Consider the following 20,048-nt stretch of genomic DNA (forward strand, 5'->3'; position numbering starts at 1 on the left):
GCGTGAAGTTTTATGGGAAAACGTTGATGTTAACCGCGCTGTTGGCGCTGAGCGCCTGCAGCAGTTCACCGGAGAAGGGCGCAACCGCTCAGGCGACCGACGCGGACGATACCTGCGGCGCTGCGCAGTATCAGAGCTATGTCGGCAAACCGATGTCCTCGCTCGAGGGCCTGCGGATTGAGTCCCAGGTGCGGGCAATTCCGTACAACTCGGCGGTGACCATGGACTTCAACCTGCGCCGCCTGAATTTCCTCGGCGACAGCGACGATAAAATCATCCGCGTCTATTGCGGCTGATGCGCGGTTCGGCGCCTGGTAAATAAAAACGGCCCCGGCGATTAACCGGGGCCGTTTTTTATCGCGCGCAGCCGCTCAGCGCGAGACGCGAATACCGCCTTCGACCCCTTTAGGGCTGAATACCACCTGCCACAGTTGAATATCACGCGCCCGGAAGGCGCCGGCGCAGGCGTTCAGATAATAGCTGAACATGCGTTCGAAACGTTCGGAATAACGTTGAGCCAGCTGCGGCCAGGCCTGTTTAAAACGTTCGTACCAGGCCATCAGCGTGCGATCGTAATCGGCGCCGATATTGTGCCAGTCTTCCATCACGAAATGTCCCTCGCTGGCCTGGGCAATATGGGTGACCGACGGCAGGCAGCCGTTCGGGAAGATATATTTGTTGATCCAGGGATCAACATTCATATCTGTCCGGTTGGAACCGATGGTATGCAGCAGGAACAAACCGTCCGGTTTTAAATTGCGCTCCACCACGTTGAAATAGGTGCGGTAGTTTTTTGGCCCGACGTGTTCGAACATGCCGACGGAAACGATACGGTCAAACTGCTGATGCAGGTCGCGATAATCCTGCAGCAGGATTTCCACCTCCAGCCCGGCGCAGCGTTCCTGCGCCAGCTTCTGCTGCTCGGCGGAAATGGTCACGCCGACCACCGAGACGCCGTAGTTTTTCGCCGCAAAGGCGGAGAGGCCGCCCCAGCCGCAGCCGATATCCAACAGCCTCATTCCCGGCTGCAGCTGCAGTTTCTCGCAGATCATGCGCAGTTTGGCTTCCTGCGCCTGTTCCAGCGTGGCGGCGTCCTTCCAGTAAGCGCAGGAGTATTGCATATAAGGATCGAGCATCAGGGTAAACAGATCGTTGCCTAAATCGTAATGCTCTTTGCCGACTATCCAGGCGCGTTTTTTCGACTGCAGGTTGGTTAATCGCGCGGCGGCGATACGCAGCGTGTCTTTAAGATGGTGGGGGAGTTTCCTTTCCAGCCCGGCATTGACCACGCGTTGAAAGAATATATCCAGCCGTTCGCATTCCCACCAGCCGTCCATATAACTTTCGCCCAGCCCCAGAGATCCTTCCTGCAGCACGCGTTTAAAAAAGTTGGGGTTTTTGACCTGAATATCGAAGGGCCGCGATCCGTTTATTTCAATACCGGCCATGCCGAGCATTTCATGTGCGATACGGTACCATTGGTTGTCCTGGATGCTCAGATCTTCTATACACGATGAACTCATAGCTTCTCCATCACCTTCTTCTGACTGATGACCCGCTAGGAAAAAGCTTAGACAATTTTTGCGGGTGCATACGTTTCCCGACGGTAAAATTACCCGCGGCGTCTGATATCCGACTATGAACAGAGGAAAATTTTAAGAAGGCTCCAGCGCAAGGGGCGCGGGAAAAACTCATCCTTAAAAAAGTGTGACGCAATACGCGAACACAATAGCTACTTGAGATATAGAGATTATAAAGTGTTACTTTAAAAGGTTGTTTTTGAGTATAGGCGTGCCGAGGCGCTTACTCAACCGTAAATCGCACTCGGCAAAAATATTCTTTAAGTGACTATTAACTCTGGCAATTATGACGCAGAGTTAGCATGTTCCCGCGGCGCGCGCTGCCCCGCATCGGCCGCTTTCCCGCGCTGCAGCCAATAGCCCAACGCGGCCAATACCACCGTTGACACCATCACCGTTACCGTCGCCGGCAGCGGCTGCGCGATAAACGCCGAGACCAGCATGCTGGCGACGAAGCACAGGCCCAGCTGCAGGGTATTCTGCAGCGCCGCGGCCTTGCCGCTGCTTTCCGGGAACGGCGTCAGCGCATTCGCCACCATAATCGGGTAACCGGCGCCGTTGACCAGGGCCATGATGCAGAACGGGATCAGCAGGCTGGTCAGGGTCGGTTCGGTCAGGGTGGCCACCAGATACAACGCCACCATGCTAGCGCCATAGGTTACCAACAGCCACGGCAGCAAGGTTGTACCGTTGATGCGCTTTAACGCGGTGCGGCAGCCATAGCCCCCCAACAGGAAGGCCAGGGTTTGCGGCACATAGCTCAGGCCAATATCGTTCGGGCCGTAGCCCATGTCGCCGAGGATAAACGGCGAACCGGTCAGCCAGGCGAAAAATCCGGCCGAGCAGGCGGCGAACATGGCGACGTTGCCGCTGAACAGCGGGGATTTCAACAGCTGCCAGAAGCTGACGCCGCGGTTCTTTTCGGCCGCGATGGGCTGCGGCCTGGCGCTTTCTTTCAGCAGCAGGGTCGGCAGCAGCAGCAGCAGGGCGATGCCCAGCAGCACGGCGAAGATCATCCGCCAGCCGGCGTGGTTCAACAGCCAGGCGCCCAGCAGCGGCGCCAGCGCCGGCGACAGCGCGACCAGCGGCATGATGGTGGCGAACACGCGGTTGGCCTTGCCGTCGCGGTAGCGATCGACCACCAGCGCCTGCCAGGTAACGGCGGCGGAGCAGACGCCGATCGCCTGAATAAAGCGTAACGACCACAGCTGCACGGCATTTTGCACCCACAGCATGCCGAGGCAGCCGAGGGCGAACAGCGCCAGGCCGATCAGCAGCACCGGCTTGCGGCCCAGGTGGTCGGAGAGCGGCCCCCACAGCAGCTGCGCAAAGGCGAAGCCGGCCAGAAAGATGCTGAGGCTGGCGCTGATGGCGCCGGCGGAAATTTGCAGCTCTTCCCGCATGGCGCCGAAGGCCGGCAGGTACATGTCGGTCGCCAGATAACCCAGCATGCTCAGGCCGGCGAGATAGAACATAAAGCCAAAGGAATTTCGCATGGTATTTCTCGTTGGTATTTTGTTGTCGCAGGTTTTTAGCGCCGGCAAGTGTATCCGGCTGGATCTCTGCTTGTGAAACGGTAATATTTGCAAACTGCTGTTAAAAAAATTGAAGGCAAGACGATGTGGTCTGAATATTCTCTGGAAGTCGTGGACGCGGTGGCCCGCACCGGCAGTTTCAGCGCGGCGGCGCAGGAGCTGCACCGGGTGCCCTCGGCGGTCAGCTATACCGTGCGTCAGCTGGAGCAATGGCTGGCGGTGCCGCTGTTTGAACGGCGCCATCGCGATGTGGAACTGACGCCGGCCGGCGCGCTGTTCATCAAGGATGCGCGGGTTGTCATCAAAAAAATGCTCGACACCCGCCGCCAGTGCCAGCAGGTGGCCAACGGCTGGCGCGGCCAGCTGAAAATCGCGGTGGACATCATCGTCAAACCGCAGCGCAGTCGCCAGCTGGTGCTGGATTTCTATCGTCACTTTCCCGATGTCGAATTACTGATGCAGCCGGAGGTGTTTAACGGCGTGTGGGATGCGCTGGTCGACGGGCGGGCGGAGATGGCGATCGGCGCAACGCGCGCGGTGCCGGTCGGCGGCGGCTTCGCCTTCCGCGACATGGGCGACATGAACTGGCTGTGCGTGGTCAGCCCGCAGCATCCGCTGGCGCTGCTGAGCGGCCCGCTGAATGACGACCAGCTGCGGCCTTATCCTTCGCTGTGCCTGGAAGATACCTCGCGCAGCCTGCCGAAGCGCGTGACCTGGACGCTGGACAACCAACGGCGGCTGGTGGCGCCGGACTGGACCTCGGCGCTGGACTGCCTGTGCGCCGGGCTGTGCGTCGGCATGATGCCGGCCCATCGGGCGTTGCCGCTGGTGCGGCGCGGGGAGCTGGCGGCGCTGCAGCTGCAGCAGCCTTTTCCCGCCAGCCCGTGCTGCCTGACCTGGCAGCAGGATAAGCCGTCGCCGGCGATGGCCTGGCTGCTGGACTATCTGGGGGACAGCGAAACCCTGAATCAGGAATGGCTGAGCGAAGCGGCGCCGGAGGCCGGGCGGGCTTCCGGCGGCGGGGATTAACGGCGGTAGTCGACGAACGGGCCGTCGGCGACCGAACGGCGCTCGATCAGTTTCGGATGCACCTCGATCACCTGCGATTCCTCACGCTTGCTGATGATGCGATCCAGCAGCATGGTGAAGGCCATTTCGCCCAGGCGTTCCTTCGGCTGGTGGATGGTGGTCAGCGCCGGCGTGAAGTAGCGGGCGTTGCGCACGTTATCGTAACCGATCACCGAAATGTCCTGCGGCACCCGCAGCCCCAGTTCGTCGGCGGCGCAGATGGCGCCCATCGCCATGATGTCGCCGCCGCAGAACACCGCGGTCGGACGCTGTTTCTGCGACAGGATCTGATGCATGGCCTTGTAACCGGACTCCGGCTCAAAGTCGCCCTGTACGATCCATTCGTCGCGCACCTCGATATTGGCTTCCTGCATCGCCTTCAGAAAGCCCTGATGTCGCCCGCCGCCGGTGTTGCGCGCCAGCTGGCCAGGAATGGCGCCGATGTCGCGGTGGCCGCGCTCAATGAGATAACGGCCGGCCAGATAACCGCCCTCGAAGGCGTTGTCGATGATGGTGTCGGTAAAATCGCCGCGCGCCGCGCCCCAGTCCATCACCACCATCGGGATATTGCGGTAGTCTTCCAGCATGCCCAACAGCTGGTCCGGGTATTCCGAGCACATCACCAGCAGGCCGTCGACGCGCTTTTGCGCCAGCATCGCCAGATAGGCGCGCTGCTTGTCCAGGTTGTTATGCGAGTTGCACAGGATCAGCGTGTAGCCTTTGCTGTAGCAGCTGTTCTCCACCGCTTCGATCACTTCGGCAAAATAGGGCGCCTCGCTCGAGGTGGCCAGCAGGCCGATCGACTTGGTGTGATTGACCTTCAGGCTGCGCGCCACGGCGCTCGGCGAGTAATGCAATTCTTTGATCGCGGCCCATACGGCCGCTTTGGTTTCTTCGGCGACGAAACGAGTCTTATTGATGACGTGCGAAACGGTGGTGGTGGAAACGCCAGCGCGTTTGGCCACATCTTTAATCGTTGCCATGTAAGAAATGACTCCTGAACTCACATGTTGCAGCATGTAAGTGTGATGTTAATCGTTTGCCTGCGTAGATCCTTCTCCAGAGAAGCGAAAACCGAGTTTTTAATGTGTTGAAGTCTTCAGCGCTGGTCAGGAGGGGCATTGTTGCCGGTACGCAGTTGTGAACTGCGAATTTTGTCGCATATTGAGCAAAAGGGGAAGAGGTAATCGGCATTATAAACCGGGAAATGATAACAAGATTTTATTGGCGAACTGTGGGAAAATGATTTGACGTACTAATTGTACGCCTTTTATCCTTGGGAAAGCCTATCTGAGAAGGAGTAGTAATGGATACCGATCTGAAGATGTCGCTGTTCACCACCCTGTGTGCGCTGGCCGTGATCATTGCCTTCAGCTTCACCGCTGCGCTGAACTGAATTCCCGGCATTAACAGGCGCAGCTTGCTGCGCCTCGTCGCTTTCCCCGCGGTTATCCCCGTTCTTCTGCAACAAACGTCCCGTTCGCCAACGCCTGGAGGTTCTCCGGCCACTTCGGCCGCGCTAAGTATTAACGAATGGTTTTCGGCGTGACGACCCGGCGCGCGCCGATATAGTGGTTCTGCCAGTAGTCGTTGTCGAGCTGGCTGATGCGGATCTCTTCACCGGTGCGCGGCGACTGGATGAATTTGCCGTTGCCCAGATAAACCCCAACGTGATCGGCCACGCCGCGGTTGTTGATGCGGAAGAACACCAGATCGCCGCTTTCCAGCTCGCTTTTCTTGATGGGCGCGGCGTCGCGCAGGTGATACATCTCATTGGCGGTGCGCGGCATCTTGATTTTCACCACGTCCTTATAGGCGTAATAAATCAGGCCGCTGCAGTCAAAGCCGGTACGCGGCGAGCTGCCGCCCCAGCGATAAGGCTTGCCCATTTGATCCATCAGCTTGGCCATGGCGGTTTGCTTGGCGTGTTGATAGCGTTTTTTATGCGCCGGGCTGAGCTTCAGCGGCTTATCGTCGTGCACCAGTTTGGCGGTAGCCATCCCGGCACTGCGGTGGCGGCCGTAGCCTTTTTTGTAACCCTTCTTCGGTGGGGTCACCTTAATTTTGGCGATTTTTTGGGATTTGGTTTTCGATTTGGCGCTGACGATCTTTTTGGCCGTTTTCTCTGATTTGGTCTTGGCGACCTTGGTTTTTTTCTCTGGGGCCGCCACTTTCACTTTTTTGCTGGCCTTGACCGCTTTCTTTTTCTTGCGATCGTCCGGCCGCGCTTCATTGACATGGCTCTTGCGCTGCTCGGCGGCAATACGCGCCTGCGGCGCAGCGTGCGCCAGATTGAAGAATAGCTGCGTAAACAACAGCACAAAAAGCGTAAGAATTAAACGCATGTCGACGTCACCAGCCTTGGCCCCGAAACGGATATCGAAAGAGTCACAGTATTCCCGAATTTCGCCATATAAAACAGCGGAGAACTCATAAATAATAATCCATATTGTGAGAAAACGTTAATAGCCTTTTTTTTGGTTTAAAATCAGCCCGTTGATGTATGAAAAATCATCAGTCTCGCGTTGCGGTTTTAATTAAACGCCGGGCGGGGGGCGACGAAATATATTAGTGAAATGGTCGGATTAAAAATGTTATTCTGAGCCTAAGTTTTAACCGGAATGGCGTTGCCGGTGAGGCGCGATCGGCACAGGGCGAATGTCCTTGCAAAAGATGGCGTTTTCTTGCGACTGTTCCAGCCGCTACAATAGCCCGTGTGATGCATGTTGTAGCCATGAGATGTGGCTTGAGGAAGCAATAAATGACGACGACGATTGAAAAAATTCAGCACCAGATCGCTGAAAACCCTATTTTGCTGTACATGAAAGGCTCGCCAAAACTGCCGAACTGCGGTTTTTCCGCACAGGCCGTGCAGGCGCTGTCCGCCTGCGGCGAACGCTTCGCCTACGTTGATATTCTGCAGAACCCGGACATCCGCGCCGAGCTGCCCAAGTACGCCAACTGGCCGACCTTCCCGCAGCTGTGGGTTGACGGTGAATTGGTCGGCGGTTGCGATATCATCATCGAAATGTATCAGCGCGGCGAGCTGCAGCAGCTGATCAAAGAAACCGCAGAGAAATACAAAGAGCAGGAAGACCAGCAGCCTTAATCGGCGGGGCTTGTTGCCATAGAATATCGGGCGGCGCCAGTGCGAACTGGGCCGCCCGATTTTTTTGTCACGCGTCGGACTCGGGCAGCGCCAGCGGCCAGCCGCCGAGGCGCTTCCAGCGGTTGACCAGCTCACAGAACAGCAGGGCGGTTTGCTCGGTGTCGTACAGCGCCGAGTGCGCCTGGCTGCTGTCGAAAGGCATGCCGGCGGCGATGCAGGCTTTGGCCAATACCGTCTGGCCCAGCACCAGCCCGCTGAGCGCGGCGGTGTCGAAGGTGGCGAACGGATGGAACGGATTGCGCTTCAGGCCGGCGCGTTCGGCGGCGGCCATCAGGAAGCTGTGATCGAAGTTGGCGTTGTGCGCCACGATGATCGCCCGGTTGCAGCCGCGATCCTTGATGCCTTTGCGCACCGCTTTGAAAATGGCGTGCAGCGCATCGTATTCGCTGACCGCGCCGCGCAGCGGGTTGTGCGGGTCAATGCCGTTGAACGCCAGCGCTTCCGGCTGCAGGTTGGCGCCTTCAAAAGGCTCGACGTGGAAGTGCAGGGTCTCGTCCTGCTGCAGCCAGCCGTCCTCATCCATCTTCAGCGTGACCGCGGCAATCTCCAGCAACGCGTCGGTTTTGGCATTAAAACCGGCGGTTTCAATATCTATAACTACGGGATAAAACCCACGAAAACGACCACTCAGGGCGTTAAGATCACTTTTTTCGGCCATCAGTTTCTTATCTTCATCGAATGCAGCGCGCATTATGGCAAATTTTACGCCCGGTTGCAGGCGCTTATCACGCGGATAAAAAGAAGGGCGCCGCTGCGCCCTGGATAAGCTTTATTTGCCGAGGCCCTGGCCGGCGTGCTTGTTCTCGATCAGTTCGATCTTGTAACCGTCCGGATCTTCGACGAAGGCGATCACCGTGGTGCCGCCTTTTACCGGGCCGGCTTCGCGGGTCACCTTGCCGCCGGCGCCGCGAATGCTGTCGCAGGTGGCCGCCACGTCGTCGACGCCCAGCGCCAGGTGGCCAAACGCGGTGCCCATTTCGTAGCTGTCGGTGCCCCAGTTGTAGGTCAGTTCAATCACCGCGCCTTCGCTTTCGTCGCTGTAGCCGACAAACGCCAGCGAGTACTTGTATTCCGGGTTTTCGCTGGTGCGCAGCAGGCGCATGCCTAATACCTTGGTGTAGAAGTCGATGGAGCGTTGCAGATCACCGACGCGGATCATGGTATGGAGTAAGCGCATAATTCCTCTGATTGGCTGTGCCGTGGCGTACGGCGATGGAAAAGAATGAAGCTGAATTCAGTATAGCCTTGTCACGCAAGGGATTTCAACGCGGCGAATGGGTGACGCCGTCACATTTGCCGGCCGATAAAAAAGCGGCCATCGCAACATCATGGCCGCCGGGCGGAGTAAGGTTAACTAGTCGGCCAGAAACGGATAATCGGTATAACCCGCGGCGCCGCCGCCGTAGAAGGTTTCCGGCTGCGGCTCGTTCAGCGCGGCGTTCTGCTGCAGGCGCTCCACCAGATCCGGGTTGGCGATGTAGCTGCGGCCAAAGGCCACGGCGTCGATATAGCCTTTGTTGATCAACTCTTCGGCTTTTTCGGCTGTATAGGCGCCGGCGCCGACGATCACTCCTTTAAAGTGGGCGCGCACCGAGTCGCGGAAAGCCTCGGAGTAAGGTTTGCCGCCGGCCCAGTCCGGTTCGGAGATGTGCAGGAAGGCGATATTGCGTTTGTTCAGCTCTTCCACCAGGTACAGCGCGGCTTCTTCCTGATCTTCGCCGTTGTCCAGGCCGTTGAACGGACCCAGCGGTGAAATGCGGATGCCGACATGCTCTGAACCCCATTCGGCCACGGCGGCGTCGACCACTTCCAGCGTCAGGCGGGTGCGGTTTTCGATGCTGCCGCCGTACTGGTCGGTACGCTGGTTGGAGGCCGGCGACATGAACTGGTGCAGCAGGTAGCCGTGCGCGGCGTGCAGCTCGATGTAGTCGAAGCCGGCTTCGCGCGCATTGGCGGTCGCCTGGCGGAAATCGTTAACGATGCCCGGGATCTCCGCGGTCTCCAGCGCGCGCGGCGTCGAGGTTGGCACCCGCACCCAGGCGCCGGTTTCGTCGCGCACCGTGGTGCGGGTGTCGGCATTGATCGCGGATGGCGCTACCGGCGCCTGCTGGCCCGGTTGCAGGCTGTCGTGGGAGATGCGCCCCACGTGCCACAGCTGTACGGCGATATGGCCGTTTTTGTCATGCACCGCCTGGGTGATTTTTTTCCACGCGGCGATCTGCTCCGGGGTGTGCAGCCCCGGCGCGCCGGCATAGCCCTTCGCCTGGAAAGAAATCTGCGTGGCTTCGGTAATCAGCAACCCGGCGCTGGCGCGCTGCGCATAGTACTCGCCCATCAGCGGGGTGGGAATATCACCCGGCTCGATGCTGCGCAGGCGCGTCAGCGGGGCCATAAATACGCGGTTGGGCAGGGTAGCGGCGCCAACCTTCAGCGGGGAGAATAATTTTTCAATCTTCATGGTGCATCCTATTTTGAATAGACCGGTCGACTAGTTACGCGGCGACAAAACCCCATCGCCATGGTTTTCTGGGTAAATCAGGGTATTTCGGTTACGGCTGCGGCGGGCGCAACAGCAACTCAATGCTCTCCAACGCGCTGGTCAGCGGGGCGACCGAGCGGCGGATCTTGGCGCGCAGCGAGGCGCCGAGCCACAGTGAATACAGCGTTTCCGCGGTGGCCGCCGGGCTCATGGCGATCGTCAGCGAGCCTTCGCGCATGCCGCGTTCGATCGCGTCCTGCAGATGGCCAATCACCCGCGCGGTACCGGTTTCCAGCGCGTGGCGCATCGGCTCCGACAGGTCGCTCACCTCGGCGGAAAGCTTCACCGCCAGGCAGGCGTTGTGGCATTCGCTGCGGCAATGGTAGCTGATCGCCTGGGCGTAATAGCTCAGCAGCTGGTGGCGCGCATCGCTGTGGCCGTCGGTAAACAGCTTTTGCATCTCGGCGTCGTAATGCATGAAATAGCGCTGCAGCATCGCCTCGCCGAAGGCTTCCTTCGAGCGAAAATAGTGGTAGAACGAGCCCTTGGGCACGCCCGCGGTGGCCAGCAGTTCGCTCAGCCCCATGCCGGTAAAGCCCAGGCGCAGGCTGAGGGTCTCGCCGGTCGCGAGCAGATGTTCACGTGTGTCCACGGTGCAATGCGTTGATTTGGTCATAATGGGGTTGAGCATAATAGACCGATCGGTCTAGGTCAAGGGCAATAAAAAAACCGGCGTCGCGGCGCCGGTGGTCAGAAGGGTATTTTGCCTCAACGGCGCCGCGAAGTTAAGCCCCTATGCGCCGCTGCGGCAGCGCTGCAGGATATCCAACTGCGACTGATATTCGCGGGTTTGCACGTTCAGCATGCCCAGCAGGGTGTGGAACAGATCGTCCTGCGAAACGTCGTCCTTTTCCGCCAGGGCAGTCAGGCATTGGCGATCGATGCCGAAATTGCGCTGGTAGTCGGCCGACATCCACATCAGAAACGGCACGTGGGTTTGCTGGCTCGGCGCGAACAGATAAGGCGTGCCGTGCAGGTACATGCCGTTTTCCCCCAGCGATTCCCCGTGATCGGACAGATAAACCAGCGCGGTATTGAATTTGTCGCTGTATCGCTGCAGCAGCTTGATGGTGTCGTCCAGCATCGCATCGGTATACAGCAGCGAGTTGTCGTAGGTGTTCACCAGCTGCTCGTGAGTGCAGTCCTGGATCTGATTGCTGTCGCAGGTCGGTGAAAATTTCCGCAATGCCGGCGTGCTGCGGCGGAAGTAAGCCGGCCCGTGGCTGCCCATCTGGTGCAGCACGATCACGCCGTCGCCCTTCAGGCCGTCGATGTAGTCGTTCAGCCGGTACAGCAGCGCATTGTCCAGGCAGACGTCGCCGTCGCAATCCTGCGGCAGTTTCATCTTGGTCATGTCCACATGCGGCACGCGGTCGCAGGCGCCCTTGCAGCCGCCGTCGTTCTCGCGCCACAGCACGTTGACGCCGGCGTGCGCCAGCACGTCGAGCATCCCTTCCTGGTGGGTCGCCAACGTGGCGTCGTAATCTTTGCGCGGCATATTGGAGAACATGCAGGGGACTGAAATCGCCGTCTCGGTGCCGCAGGAACTGGCGTTCTTGAAATACACCACGTTGTCTTGTTTCAGGCGCGGGTTGGTGTCGCGCGCATAGCCGCCCAGCGAGAAGTTCTCGGCGCGGGCGGTTTCGCCCACCACCAGGATCACCAGCGTTTTCTTTTGCTGCCCGGCGATCAACGGGCCTTTATGCGCGTCTTCGCCGATTTTTACCAGCGACAGGTGGCGGGTGAAATAGCGTTGCTGGGTGAATTTGAGGGTGCCGGACACGAAGTTGGACGGCGTCAGCATTTTCACCACGCTTTTGTTGTTGCGGATCAGCGAAGCGTAATCCTTGTAAAACAGCGCGGCGATAATCAGGATCACCACCAGCGACAGCATCACGTTGGCGGCGCGCAGCCCGAGCATGTACCACCAGGGCCGGGTTTTGCGGATGCGGGTAAAGCAGACCGCCACCGCCGGCACGATGCCGAGCAGCGTCAGCCACAGCCCCATGCGCGGCGTCAGCAGCGCGGTGGCTTCCTGCGGGTTGGTCTCGAAGGCGTTTTGCATCATGTTGCCGTCGATCACCACGCCATAGCTGTACATAAAGTAGTTGGCCGCCGCGCTGCCGAGCAGGAAGAAAATCATCAGCGGCTTGCGCAGGAAGGGCAAGGCCAGCACGCTGAAGATAATGTTCAGCGCGCAGAAGATCACCAGCGGCAGGGTGGCGGCGAAAATCAGGCTGCGGATGCTATCGAAGCTGATGTACGACCAGGCCTTATGCAGAAACAAGGCGTTCTGGAACAGGGTGAAAAACAGGGCGCTGGCGAGGACAAACCCGAGGCTGTTGCACTGTAAGCGTTGACGTAACCACATTGCCAAATCTGGATCCTGAGAGGAGGTAATGCGCTGAAATCTACAGGATGAAACTTAAGAAAACCTTAGAGAATCAGATTACTGGCGGGGCGCTTGATGTGGGCCAGGCCGGGGCCCGGCCCACATCCTCAATAGGCGGCGGTGAACTGCGCGCGGATAAACTGCGGTTTTTCGATTTCATCGACGATCGCCACCGCCAGATCTTCCACCGAAATGCTGGCCGGCGCCTGGCCGTTCATCAGCAGCTGAGTGGTGCCGAGGCGGAACTGACCGGTGCGCTTGCCCGGCTCCAGCAGCGCCGCGGGGGACAGGTAGGTCCAATCGAGCGATGATTCGTCGCGCAGTTTGTTGCGCAGATCGCGCACCGCCTGCGCGCCCGGACGGATGTTTTCCGGGAACTGCGGGGTATCGACCAGCTCGACGCCGGGCGCCACTTCCAGACTGCCGGCGCCGCCGACCACCAGCAGGCGCTTCACGCCGGCCTTCGCCACCGCGTCGAGGATCTGCTGCGCGCCGCGCCGGGTCTTTTCATACAGATGGTCTTCCGCCCAGCCCGGGTTATAGGCGCTGATCACCGCATCCTGGCCGCTCAGCTGCGCCGTCAGCCACGGGGTGTCGGCCACGTCGCCCAGCGCGACGGTCAGGTTGGCGTGGTTCGGCAGGTCCTTTTTTTGCCGGGCGATGGCCGTGACCTGCAGGCCGCGGGCCAGGGCTTCGTCCACTGCGCGGCGGCCGACAAACCCCGTTGCTCCAATAATGGCTACTTTCATCTGCGTGCTCCTGTCTGAAATGGGTCGGTATGATGGGCAGACCCTGTGGCCTGCTGCTGGGAACTACTCTAGTACTTAACAATAGTCCTGATTAGTGCCATATTCATGCTTTCTTGATTAAGTAAAACTTCATAATCATGGATAAACTCAATCGAATGGCGGTATTCGCCACCGTGGTGGCGGAGGGGACCTTGGCCGGGGCGGCCCGGCGACTGGGCATGACGCCGTCGGCGGTCAGCCAGCATATGCGCTCGCTGGAAAAGGCGCTCGGCGTGCCGCTGCTGCACCGTTCCACCCGGCGGCTGGCGCTGACCGAAGCGGGCGAGGCTTTTTATCCGGGCTGCGAGGCGATGCTGTTTCAGGCGCAGCAGGCCGAACAGCGCCTGGCGGCGCTGCGGGATACGCTGGTGGGCGAGCTGCGCATCGCCGCCGCCGTCGGCATTGGCGGCCGGCCGCTGGCCGAAGCGCTGGCGCCGCTGCTGCAGGCGCATCCCAAGCTGAGGCTGCGGGTGCTGGCGGATGACCGCGTCGTCGATATGATTGAACACCGCGTCGACATTGCGCTGCGGGTCAATCGCCAGCTGGCGGACGCCAGCATGATAGCCCACCCGCTGGCGGAATGGCCGATGGTGCTGTGCGCCGCGCCGCGCTACCTCAGCCAGCACGGGGTGCCGGAAAAACCGCAGGATTTGGCTCAGCATCGCTGGATCTCCAGCGGCTACGGCGGCGCGCATCTGGATTTGCATCACCAGTCCGGCGAGCAGGTGAAGCTGCGCCTGGCGGAAGGCCAGATTGTCAGCGACAGCATGAACGTCATGCGCGCCTTTACCCGCGCCGGATTGGGCATTTCAGTTCAGCCGCTGTATGAAATCGGCGACGAGCTGCAGCGCGGCGAGTTGATCCCGCTGATGCCGGAATGGCGCCCTGCGCCGCTGCGGCTGCACGCTCTGACGCTGGAGCGGGCGATGCCGGAGAAAAATCGCCAGGCGCTGCGCTATTTGCGCGACTATTTTCGCCGCAACGGCGAAAAGTCACTTGCCAGCGGCGCCGATGGCGTCTTCAATTAGCAAGAGAGTGCAGGAGGGCCCCGTGGCGCAGCAGCTTGAGTTTTTCGACATCCCCAGCCCGTGCCGCGGCATATGCCAGGCCGATGAGCGCGGTTTCTGCCGCGGCTGCCTGCGCAGCCGCGAGGAGCGCTTTGGCTGGATGCAAATGAGCGACGCGCAAAAGCGCGACGTGCTGCGCCTGTGTCGCCAACGCCTGCTGCGCCTGCAGCGGGCCAATAAACCGCCCGATGAACCGCAGCCGGAACAGCCGTCGCTGTTTTAACCCTTTCCCGATCTGCCGCACGTTCGGGCGGCTTTCCGCTTCCCAGCGCCTTATCCGCTTGTGTATGCTGGCGTTAACTTATGTCATGAGGTTTTCGCAATGGTAGATCGTATTCGACTCGCGCCGCAGGGGCCTGAATTTTCCCGCATGATTTGCGGTTACTGGCGTTTGATGGAGTGGGGCATGACCCCTCAGCAACTGCTGGGGTTTATTGAACAGCATATCGAACTGGGCGTGACCACCGCCGATCATGCGGACATTTACGGCGGCTATGCCTGCGAACAGGCGTTCGGCGAGGCGCTGCGGCTGAAGCCGGCGCTGCGCCAGTCGCTCGAGCTGGTGTCCAAATGCGGCATCGCCACTACCGCCAGGCCGGGCAACCCGATCGGCCATTACATCACCGATCGCGACCATATCGTGCACAGCGCCGAACGCTCGCTGCAGCACCTGCATACCGATTATCTCGACCTGCTGCTGATCCACCGCCCGGACCCGCTGATGGACGCGGATGAGGTGGCGGAAGCCTTCGTGGCGCTGCACAAGAGCGGCAAGGTGCGCCACTTCGGCGTTTCCAACTTCACTCCGGCGCAGTTCCAGCTGTTGCAGTCGCGCCTGCCGTTCTCGCTGGTGACCAATCAGGTGGAGATTTCGCCGATCCACCAGCCGGCGATCCTCGACGGCACCCTCGATCAGTGCCAGCAGCTGCGCATCAGACCGATGGCCTGGTCCTGCCTGGGCGGCGGGCGCCTGTTCAACGACGCCGAATTCCAGCCCCTGCGCGACGAGCTGCAGGCGGTGGCGCAGGAAATCGGCGCCGAGACCATCGAGCAGGTGGTGTATGCCTGGGTGATGCGTCTGCCGTCCGCGCCGCTGCCGATTATCGGCTCCGGCAAGATAGCGCGCGTACGTTCGGCGCTGAAAGCGCAGCGCCTTGCGCTGAGCCGCCAGCAGTGGTTCCGCATCCGCAAGGCCGCGCTGGGCTACGACGTGCCTTAAATCGGGAAAGGGAAAGCCGGGCAGCGCGGGCCGCCCGGCTTTTTTTTTTGCCGGTGGATCAGGCCAGCACCACCTGATCGGCATTGAAGTGATCCAACGCAACCCCGACCAGCGTCACCTGACTGGCGCCGAAGGCCAACACCAGATCGTTATCCCGTTGGGAAACGTAGTCGCCGATGTCGCTGCTGGCGCCTTCGGTGCCGATAAACACCAGTTTGTCGCTGGCGCCGAAGTTAACCAGCCGATCGCTGCCAAAATCGCCGCTGAACAGGAAGGTGTTGTTGCCGCCGGCGCTGCTCAGCACGTCGTCGCCGCTGCCGCCGACGAAGGTCAGATTGCCGCCGGCGTGGCCGATGAGCTGGTCATTGCCGTCCTTGCCGAACAGCCAGGCGTCGCCGTCTTTGGCCCGCAGCAGGTCATCGCCCGCGCCGCCGTTGGTGGAGGCGGCGTAGGCCTTCAGGCCGGCGTCCGATTTCAGCCCGGCGTCGGTCACCCGGTGGTCCACCTCTTTGCTGAGCACCAGCCAGGAAGTTTCCTTGCTGCGCAAGGTGCCGATATCGTCCGCCAGGGTGATGCCGCCCTTGGCGTCGCGCAGATAGAGCCGGTCGCCGTCGTAGGCCACTTCGGTGTTTTTCAACGCCTGCCGGGTGTCCAGCACGTTGTCGCCCTTGCCGCCGGAAACGATGTTGTAGCCGCCGCCGTCGCGGAAAATATCATTGCCGTCGCGGCCCTCGAGATAGTCGTTGCCGGTTCCGCCCTTGATCAGATCGTTGCCGTCGCTGCCGATGATAAAGGTCGGGCCGCTGTGCGTTTCGGCATTGCGATTCAGGTCTTCCACCCAGGTATTGCCGCGGGTGACGTCGGACAGGTTGGAAACGACGATGGTCGAGTCTTTCTCGGTCAGCGAATAAAATTCCGAGTTCAGCACCCGCATCAAACCGTCCTGATAAAAGAACGGCAGGTGAGACAGCCAGGTGGGGACGTTCAGGATCGAGAACGGCAGCAGGTTCCAGGCGGCCGAGGCGTAGTGGTCGTTGAAGTTGACGATGTTGTTGGTGGCGGAGTCTTGCGGCGCATCATGCACCCCCAGCGAGGCCGGCGTCAGCGTGGTGCCGTCCAGCGCGCGAAACACCGGATCGTTTTCATAGCCGATATTGATCACCTTGCCGCCGGTTTCATACTGGGTCGGCGAGGCGAAGGCCACATAGCTGGATTGGGAGTAGAAGCCGCCCCAGTTGGCGTCGCTGAGCGCCGCCATGCTGTTGACCGCCAACCCGCCCAGGCTATGGCCGCTGATCAGGACGTCGTCGCCGCTCAGGCCGTTGGCCCGGGCGAACGTCGCCACGTCGCCCAGCAGGTTGCCGAAGGCTTTCAGGGTGTAATTGTCGGCATAGCCGTCTGGGCCGAAGCCCGCCAGCAGGTCATTAATCACATCGCCAATGGTATCGGCGATCAGGGATTCCCGCGGGCCGCTGGTGCCGCGGAAAGAGATGCCAATGGCGGTGAGATTGCCGTCGCCGTCATATTTGCCCAGCACTTCGGCCTGGGCGGTGGTATATCCCAGGGTTTCGCCGTAGTAGGTGCCGCGGGCGTCGGTTTTGCCCCCATAGCCCAGTTGTTCGGCGCCGATCACCGACCAGCCGGCTTTATTCACCGCCGCCAGCGCCGCCTGTTCCGAGTCCGGATTCCAGGGAATGCCGGGCAGGCCGCCCTGTGACTGGGTGCTGCCGATCAGCGCGGTAACCAGCGTCAGCGGCAGGCCCAGGCCGAAACCGGTCTGGTGGTAGCCTTGGTCAAAGCCATTGTCGATATTGTGGTAGGCGTAGGTGGCGATCGCCATGGCGTCGGAAAACAGCGCTTTTGATTCGGCCTCATCGCGATCTTGGTAGTTAAAGATGCCCATATCAGTTCCTTATGAGTATGCCGCCTGGCCGGTATTGTTTTGGAATGGCGCCGGCGGCGAGTGCAGGAGGTACAGAGTGAGCCGAACGACAGCTGGTCGGAGGACCAACATCGGTAAAATTATTATTAGCGTGAAATATTAATAATGCGAATTAAAAGGGGGGATGGGGCGGGTTCAGGGCGGCGGCGGCGCACATTCTCCTATACTGAAGGTTCACACGCCCCATAAGGAGATTGATTGATGAAACGTTATTGGTATGCGGCGCTCGGCCTGATGGCCTGCGGCGCGGCTCAGGCGGCCCCGGTCGATGTCGAGTTGAACCTGGTCACCGGGCAGGGCATCGGTCAGGATATCGGCAAGGTCAGCATCAGCGAAACGCCGTACGGCTTGCTGTTCACGCCGCAGCTCAAGGCATTGCCGGCCGGGGTGCACGGTTTTCACGTGCACGAGAAAGGCAGCTGCGAGCCGGGCATGAAAGACGGCAAGGCGGTGGCGGCTTTGGCGGCCGGCGGTCACTTCGATCCGCAAAAAACCGGCAAACATCTCGGCCCCTATGCGGATGGCCATCTGGGCGACCTGCCGGCTATCTACGTGACCGACGACGGCACGGCCAGCTACCCGGTGCTGGCGCCGCGGCTGAAAAAAATCAGCGAAATCGAAGGCAAGGCGCTGATGGTGCACGCCGGCGGCGACAATCACTCGGATAGTCCGATGCCGCTGGGCGGCGGGGGCGAGCGTTTCGCCTGCGGCGTGATCAAGTAATCACCGCCCCGCGGCGGCCGGCGCGGGCTGGCCGAACGCCTGCTGCAGCTGTTGCAGCGAACAATAGAGCCGCCAAATCAAACCGGCCAAATCGCGCGCCGCCTGTTCCGGGTGGTGCGCCAGCGAGTTGCTCATGCGCAGCAGCTCCTGCAGCGTGGCGTTCAGCGAGCCGTGCTGCACGCCTTTCTCCGTCATGATGCCGCGCAGGCAGTGTATGCACAGGTCCCGCACCGCCGACAGCGGATCCGAACGGGTCTGCCAGTCGCGCAGTTGCCAGACGATATGGCTGCAGTTGAGCAGCACCACGCCCCAGCGCAGCAGCCAACCGCGCGCTTCCTGATCCTTGCTCTGGTTGAGCTGGCTGATGCGGTGGTAGATCAGCGATTCGAACTGGCTTTCGCTCTGCTGCGGGCGATCGCTCAACTGGTCGATAAAATCGCGCCGCAGCGCGCGGATGATGCGCCGGCTTTTGCGTTTGTCCGAACTGGGGCGCAGGATTTGAAACGCCAGGCCGGCCAACAGCACGCCGACTATCTTGCCGATGTTGTCGTTGATGAACGACTGGTAATCGTAGCTGGGCGGATTGGTGACGGTAAGGAACGAGCCCATGAACACGATCAGCTGCCCCCACAGCGCGGCGTAGGGCGGGTTCTGCAGCTTGAGCATCTGCATGGTGACCAGGATCGGCAGCAGGAAGGCGCAGAATACCCAAAAGTCGTCAATCTGGATCATCAGGCCAAACTTGACCACAAAACAGCCGACGGACAGCAGCAGTATGGCCTTCAGCAGCGTGGCGACGCTGTTGATCGGCGAAGGGGTGGAAGAATAAAGCACGCAGCTGATGGCGGTCAGCGTCAGGGCCGAGCTGCCGGCGTCCCACTGGGTGTTGATCCAGTAAGCGCAGCCGATGATGATGCACAAAAAGGTGCGCAGACCGTTATAGGCGGCTTCGTAGCTGTCGGTATGGCGCGCCAGCGAGGTGACGCGCGGCGGTTGAATATCGCTGATCGGCGTGGCGCTTTCCAGCCGCTGCAGCCAGCGGCTGCTGCGCAAATAGAGCCAACAGAAATGGCGCAGCCGCAGCCAGAAGGCGCGGTGGCGGTAATCGGCGGCATCCTGCGGCGCAATCTGCTGCAGAATGCGCGCCAGCCGGTATTTGTCGGTGGCGGGATCGCGCAGTTCGGCCAGCAGCCGTTCCAGCGCCGGCATCAGATTGGCGGGGCGGTCCGGCCAGTTCAGCAGCATGCGGCGCAGGCTGGAGATAACGCTGGTGATGCGCAGCTGCTGGTGCAGCAGGTAGTTGAGCAGGTTGTTTTGGCGGCGCAGCCGATAGTGGCTCCAGAAGGCCTGGATGCGCAGCAGGTTCAGGGTCAGGATCTGGCCGATGACCCCTTCGTGAGAGATGCGTATCTGCGCCGTCACCTCCGGCTGCCACAGCATGGCGGCGTGCTCCAGCAGCCGCAGCTGCATGCGGCGCAGCGAGGTCAGCAGGGTTTCGCCGTCGGAGGTGCTGGGCAGGATCATCATCATCAGGCCGCCGCACAAAATGCCGGTGATGACCTCGCATACCCGCGCCTGCGCGATATCGAAAATCTGTTGGGTATCGGTGACGTTGACCGTGGCGAAGGCGATGATGGCGGCGGTATAGCCCGCCAGCGCGAAGGCGTAGGAGACGTTGTTCTGATAATGGTTGGAGACGTAGGTGCACAGCCCGATCCAGGCGGCGATAAACAGCGTGAACAGCCAGGGATCGTTCAGGCAATGGCCGGCGATCGCCACCGACGCGGCGGCGCCCAGCAGGCTGCCGATGATGCGGCCGATGCTTTTGCTGATCACCCCGCCGACGGTGGGGAAGCTGACCACCGCCGCCGAGGTCAGCGCCCAGTAAGGTTCGTCGAGGTTGAGCACGAAGGCAATCCACAGCGCCAGGCACATCGCCAGCGAATTGCGCAGCGCATAACGCCATTGGCCGCCGGTCGCTTTGCCCCAGGGGGTTCGGCTCCACTCAAGAAAAGGCAGGTTCACA

At 60.6% G+C, this 20,048-nt stretch carries 20 protein-coding genes; 8 read left to right on the forward strand and 12 right to left on the reverse strand.

Going from position 1 to position 20,048, the window contains the following annotated elements; all coding sequences use genetic code 11:
• The first annotated feature begins 2 nt into the window (after nucleotides 1-2).
• Nucleotides 3-296 carry an I78 family peptidase inhibitor gene (locus D7I37_RS18995; protein ID WP_174524335.1) on the forward strand — a complete coding sequence of 98 codons (294 nt, stop codon included), beginning with the start codon at nucleotides 3-5 and terminating at the stop codon, nucleotides 294-296.
• Nucleotides 297-371: 75 nt separating this feature from the next.
• Here the strand turns inward: D7I37_RS18995 and cfa are convergent, their stop codons facing one another.
• Together cfa and punC are read right to left on the reverse strand one after the other, a co-directional pair.
• Entirely contained in the window at nucleotides 372-1,523 is a 1,152-nt protein-coding gene (cfa, locus tag D7I37_RS19000) for a cyclopropane fatty acyl phospholipid synthase (RefSeq protein ID WP_061795542.1), read from the reverse strand.
• Between the two features lie 341 nt (nucleotides 1,524-1,864).
• Nucleotides 1,865-3,076: a purine nucleoside transporter PunC gene (gene punC, locus D7I37_RS19005; protein ID WP_061795543.1), complete on the reverse strand. Its 1,212-nt coding sequence runs from the start codon at nucleotides 3,074-3,076 to the stop codon at nucleotides 1,865-1,867.
• A 123-nt stretch (nucleotides 3,077-3,199) separates the two neighbouring features.
• Here punC and punR point away from each other — a divergent pair, with 123 nt between their 5' ends.
• Nucleotides 3,200-4,144 carry a DNA-binding transcriptional activator PunR gene (gene punR / locus D7I37_RS19010; protein WP_095097279.1) on the forward strand — a complete coding sequence of 315 codons (945 nt, stop codon included), beginning with the start codon at nucleotides 3,200-3,202 and terminating at the stop codon, nucleotides 4,142-4,144.
• Here the strand turns inward: punR and purR are convergent.
• A complete protein-coding gene (gene purR / locus D7I37_RS19015) occupies nucleotides 4,141-5,166 on the reverse strand; it encodes an HTH-type transcriptional repressor PurR (protein WP_061795545.1) in 1,026 nt (341 codons plus the stop codon). The two genes, punR and purR, sit on opposite strands and share 4 nt — an antisense overlap.
• Before the next feature lie 323 nt (nucleotides 5,167-5,489).
• Here purR and D7I37_RS19020 point away from each other — a divergent pair, with 323 nt between their 5' ends.
• On the forward strand, nucleotides 5,490-5,579 hold the full coding sequence (locus D7I37_RS19020) for a YnhF family membrane protein (RefSeq protein ID WP_095097282.1): 90 nt from the start codon (nucleotides 5,490-5,492) through the stop codon (nucleotides 5,577-5,579).
• Between the two features lie 130 nt (nucleotides 5,580-5,709).
• Here the strand turns inward: D7I37_RS19020 and D7I37_RS19025 are convergent, their stop codons facing one another.
• Nucleotides 5,710-6,528, reverse strand: coding sequence for a C40 family peptidase (locus D7I37_RS19025; protein ID WP_061795546.1), 819 nt, complete (start codon nucleotides 6,526-6,528; stop codon nucleotides 5,710-5,712).
• A 416-nt stretch (nucleotides 6,529-6,944) separates the two neighbouring features.
• Here D7I37_RS19025 and D7I37_RS19030 point away from each other — a divergent pair, with 416 nt between their 5' ends.
• Nucleotides 6,945-7,292, forward strand: coding sequence for a Grx4 family monothiol glutaredoxin (locus D7I37_RS19030; protein ID WP_061795547.1), 348 nt, complete (start codon nucleotides 6,945-6,947; stop codon nucleotides 7,290-7,292).
• A gap of 67 nt (nucleotides 7,293-7,359) precedes the next feature.
• Here D7I37_RS19030 and rnt read toward each other — a convergent pair whose 3' ends face one another.
• The 6 genes from rnt to D7I37_RS19060 form a co-directional block, all read right to left on the reverse strand.
• Nucleotides 7,360-8,043, reverse strand: a complete 684-nt coding sequence (gene rnt / locus D7I37_RS19035; protein WP_061795548.1) for a ribonuclease T — start codon at nucleotides 8,041-8,043, stop codon at nucleotides 7,360-7,362.
• Nucleotides 8,044-8,121: 78 nt separating this feature from the next.
• Nucleotides 8,122-8,529 (reverse strand): lactoylglutathione lyase, encoded by a 408-nt coding sequence (gene gloA / locus D7I37_RS19040; RefSeq protein WP_061795549.1) that lies wholly within the window; start codon nucleotides 8,527-8,529, stop codon nucleotides 8,122-8,124.
• 177 nt (nucleotides 8,530-8,706) lie between these two features.
• Nucleotides 8,707-9,810: an alkene reductase gene (locus D7I37_RS19045; RefSeq protein WP_061795550.1), complete on the reverse strand. Its 1,104-nt coding sequence runs from the start codon at nucleotides 9,808-9,810 to the stop codon at nucleotides 8,707-8,709.
• A gap of 91 nt (nucleotides 9,811-9,901) precedes the next feature.
• Nucleotides 9,902-10,522, reverse strand: a complete 621-nt coding sequence (locus D7I37_RS19050) for a TetR/AcrR family transcriptional regulator (RefSeq protein WP_061795551.1) — start codon at nucleotides 10,520-10,522, stop codon at nucleotides 9,902-9,904.
• A gap of 102 nt (nucleotides 10,523-10,624) precedes the next feature.
• On the reverse strand, nucleotides 10,625-12,262 hold the full coding sequence (gene eptA, locus D7I37_RS19055; protein ID WP_129544170.1) for a phosphoethanolamine transferase EptA: 1,638 nt from the start codon (nucleotides 12,260-12,262) through the stop codon (nucleotides 10,625-10,627).
• A gap of 128 nt (nucleotides 12,263-12,390) precedes the next feature.
• Nucleotides 12,391-13,032 carry an NAD(P)-dependent oxidoreductase gene (locus D7I37_RS19060; protein ID WP_129544171.1) on the reverse strand — a complete coding sequence of 214 codons (642 nt, stop codon included), beginning with the start codon at nucleotides 13,030-13,032 and terminating at the stop codon, nucleotides 12,391-12,393.
• Nucleotides 13,033-13,169: 137 nt separating this feature from the next.
• Between D7I37_RS19060 and D7I37_RS19065 the strand changes: the two genes are divergently transcribed.
• The 3 genes from D7I37_RS19065 to D7I37_RS19075 all read left to right on the forward strand — a co-directional run bounded on the left by D7I37_RS19065 (nucleotide 13,170) and on the right by D7I37_RS19075 (nucleotide 15,357).
• Complete coding sequence (locus D7I37_RS19065) at nucleotides 13,170-14,099, forward strand: LysR substrate-binding domain-containing protein (protein ID WP_061795554.1); 930 nt, start codon at nucleotides 13,170-13,172, stop codon at nucleotides 14,097-14,099.
• 22 nt (nucleotides 14,100-14,121) lie between these two features.
• A complete protein-coding gene (locus D7I37_RS19070; protein WP_061795678.1) occupies nucleotides 14,122-14,361 on the forward strand; it encodes a DUF1289 domain-containing protein in 240 nt (79 codons plus the stop codon).
• A gap of 99 nt (nucleotides 14,362-14,460) precedes the next feature.
• The gene (locus D7I37_RS19075) at nucleotides 14,461-15,357 is read left to right on the forward strand and encodes an aldo/keto reductase family oxidoreductase (RefSeq protein WP_129544172.1); all 897 of its coding nucleotides are present in this window, start codon (nucleotides 14,461-14,463) and stop codon (nucleotides 15,355-15,357) included.
• Between the two features lie 58 nt (nucleotides 15,358-15,415).
• On the opposite strand, the gene D7I37_RS19080 is transcribed toward D7I37_RS19075, so the two are convergent.
• Complete coding sequence (locus tag D7I37_RS19080) at nucleotides 15,416-17,260, reverse strand: polyurethanase (RefSeq protein WP_129544173.1); 1,845 nt, start codon at nucleotides 17,258-17,260, stop codon at nucleotides 15,416-15,418.
• Nucleotides 17,261-17,500: 240 nt separating this feature from the next.
• On the opposite strand from D7I37_RS19080, the gene sodC reads away from it, so the two are divergent.
• Nucleotides 17,501-18,022, forward strand: a complete 522-nt coding sequence (sodC, locus tag D7I37_RS19085) for a superoxide dismutase family protein (RefSeq protein WP_061795557.1) — start codon at nucleotides 17,501-17,503, stop codon at nucleotides 18,020-18,022.
• Here the strand turns inward: sodC and D7I37_RS19090 are convergent, their stop codons facing one another.
• On the reverse strand, nucleotides 18,023-20,047 hold the full coding sequence (locus tag D7I37_RS19090) for an FUSC family protein (protein ID WP_061795558.1): 2,025 nt from the start codon (nucleotides 20,045-20,047) through the stop codon (nucleotides 18,023-18,025). It abuts the gene before it with no gap.
• Nucleotide 20,048: the final 1 nt, after the last annotated feature.

It is taken from the genome of Serratia sp. 1D1416, from assembly GCF_003641105.1.
GTDB lineage: Bacteria > Pseudomonadota > Gammaproteobacteria > Enterobacterales > Enterobacteriaceae > Serratia > Serratia ficaria.

What these genes read in the sequence shown, in the direction of transcription:
- cfa (WP_061795542.1), bottom strand. Translation starts at nt 1,523, where the DNA reads ATGAGTTCATCGTGTATAGAAGATCTGAGCATCCAGGACAACCAATGG.
- punC (WP_061795543.1), bottom strand. Translation starts at nt 3,076, where the DNA reads ATGCGAAATTCCTTTGGCTTTATGTTCTATCTCGCCGGCCTGAGCATG.
- punR (WP_095097279.1), top strand. Translation starts at nt 3,200, where the DNA reads ATGTGGTCTGAATATTCTCTGGAAGTCGTGGACGCGGTGGCCCGCACC.
- purR (WP_061795545.1), bottom strand. Translation starts at nt 5,166, where the DNA reads ATGGCAACGATTAAAGATGTGGCCAAACGCGCTGGCGTTTCCACCACC.
- D7I37_RS19020 (WP_095097282.1), top strand. Translation starts at nt 5,490, where the DNA reads ATGGATACCGATCTGAAGATGTCGCTGTTCACCACCCTGTGTGCGCTG.
- D7I37_RS19025 (WP_061795546.1), bottom strand. Translation starts at nt 6,528, where the DNA reads ATGCGTTTAATTCTTACGCTTTTTGTGCTGTTGTTTACGCAGCTATTC.
- D7I37_RS19030 (WP_061795547.1), top strand. Translation starts at nt 6,945, where the DNA reads ATGACGACGACGATTGAAAAAATTCAGCACCAGATCGCTGAAAACCCT.
- rnt (WP_061795548.1), bottom strand. Translation starts at nt 8,043, where the DNA reads ATGCGCGCTGCATTCGATGAAGATAAGAAACTGATGGCCGAAAAAAGT.
- gloA (WP_061795549.1), bottom strand. Translation starts at nt 8,529, where the DNA reads ATGCGCTTACTCCATACCATGATCCGCGTCGGTGATCTGCAACGCTCC.
- D7I37_RS19045 (WP_061795550.1), bottom strand. Translation starts at nt 9,810, where the DNA reads ATGAAGATTGAAAAATTATTCTCCCCGCTGAAGGTTGGCGCCGCTACC.
- D7I37_RS19050 (WP_061795551.1), bottom strand. Translation starts at nt 10,522, where the DNA reads ATGCTCAACCCCATTATGACCAAATCAACGCATTGCACCGTGGACACA.
- eptA (WP_129544170.1), bottom strand. Translation starts at nt 12,262, where the DNA reads ATGTGGTTACGTCAACGCTTACAGTGCAACAGCCTCGGGTTTGTCCTC.
- D7I37_RS19060 (WP_129544171.1), bottom strand. Translation starts at nt 13,032, where the DNA reads ATGAAAGTAGCCATTATTGGAGCAACGGGGTTTGTCGGCCGCCGCGCA.
- D7I37_RS19065 (WP_061795554.1), top strand. Translation starts at nt 13,170, where the DNA reads ATGGATAAACTCAATCGAATGGCGGTATTCGCCACCGTGGTGGCGGAG.
- D7I37_RS19075 (WP_129544172.1), top strand. Translation starts at nt 14,461, where the DNA reads ATGGTAGATCGTATTCGACTCGCGCCGCAGGGGCCTGAATTTTCCCGC.
- D7I37_RS19080 (WP_129544173.1), bottom strand. Translation starts at nt 17,260, where the DNA reads ATGGGCATCTTTAACTACCAAGATCGCGATGAGGCCGAATCAAAAGCG.
- sodC (WP_061795557.1), top strand. Translation starts at nt 17,501, where the DNA reads ATGAAACGTTATTGGTATGCGGCGCTCGGCCTGATGGCCTGCGGCGCG.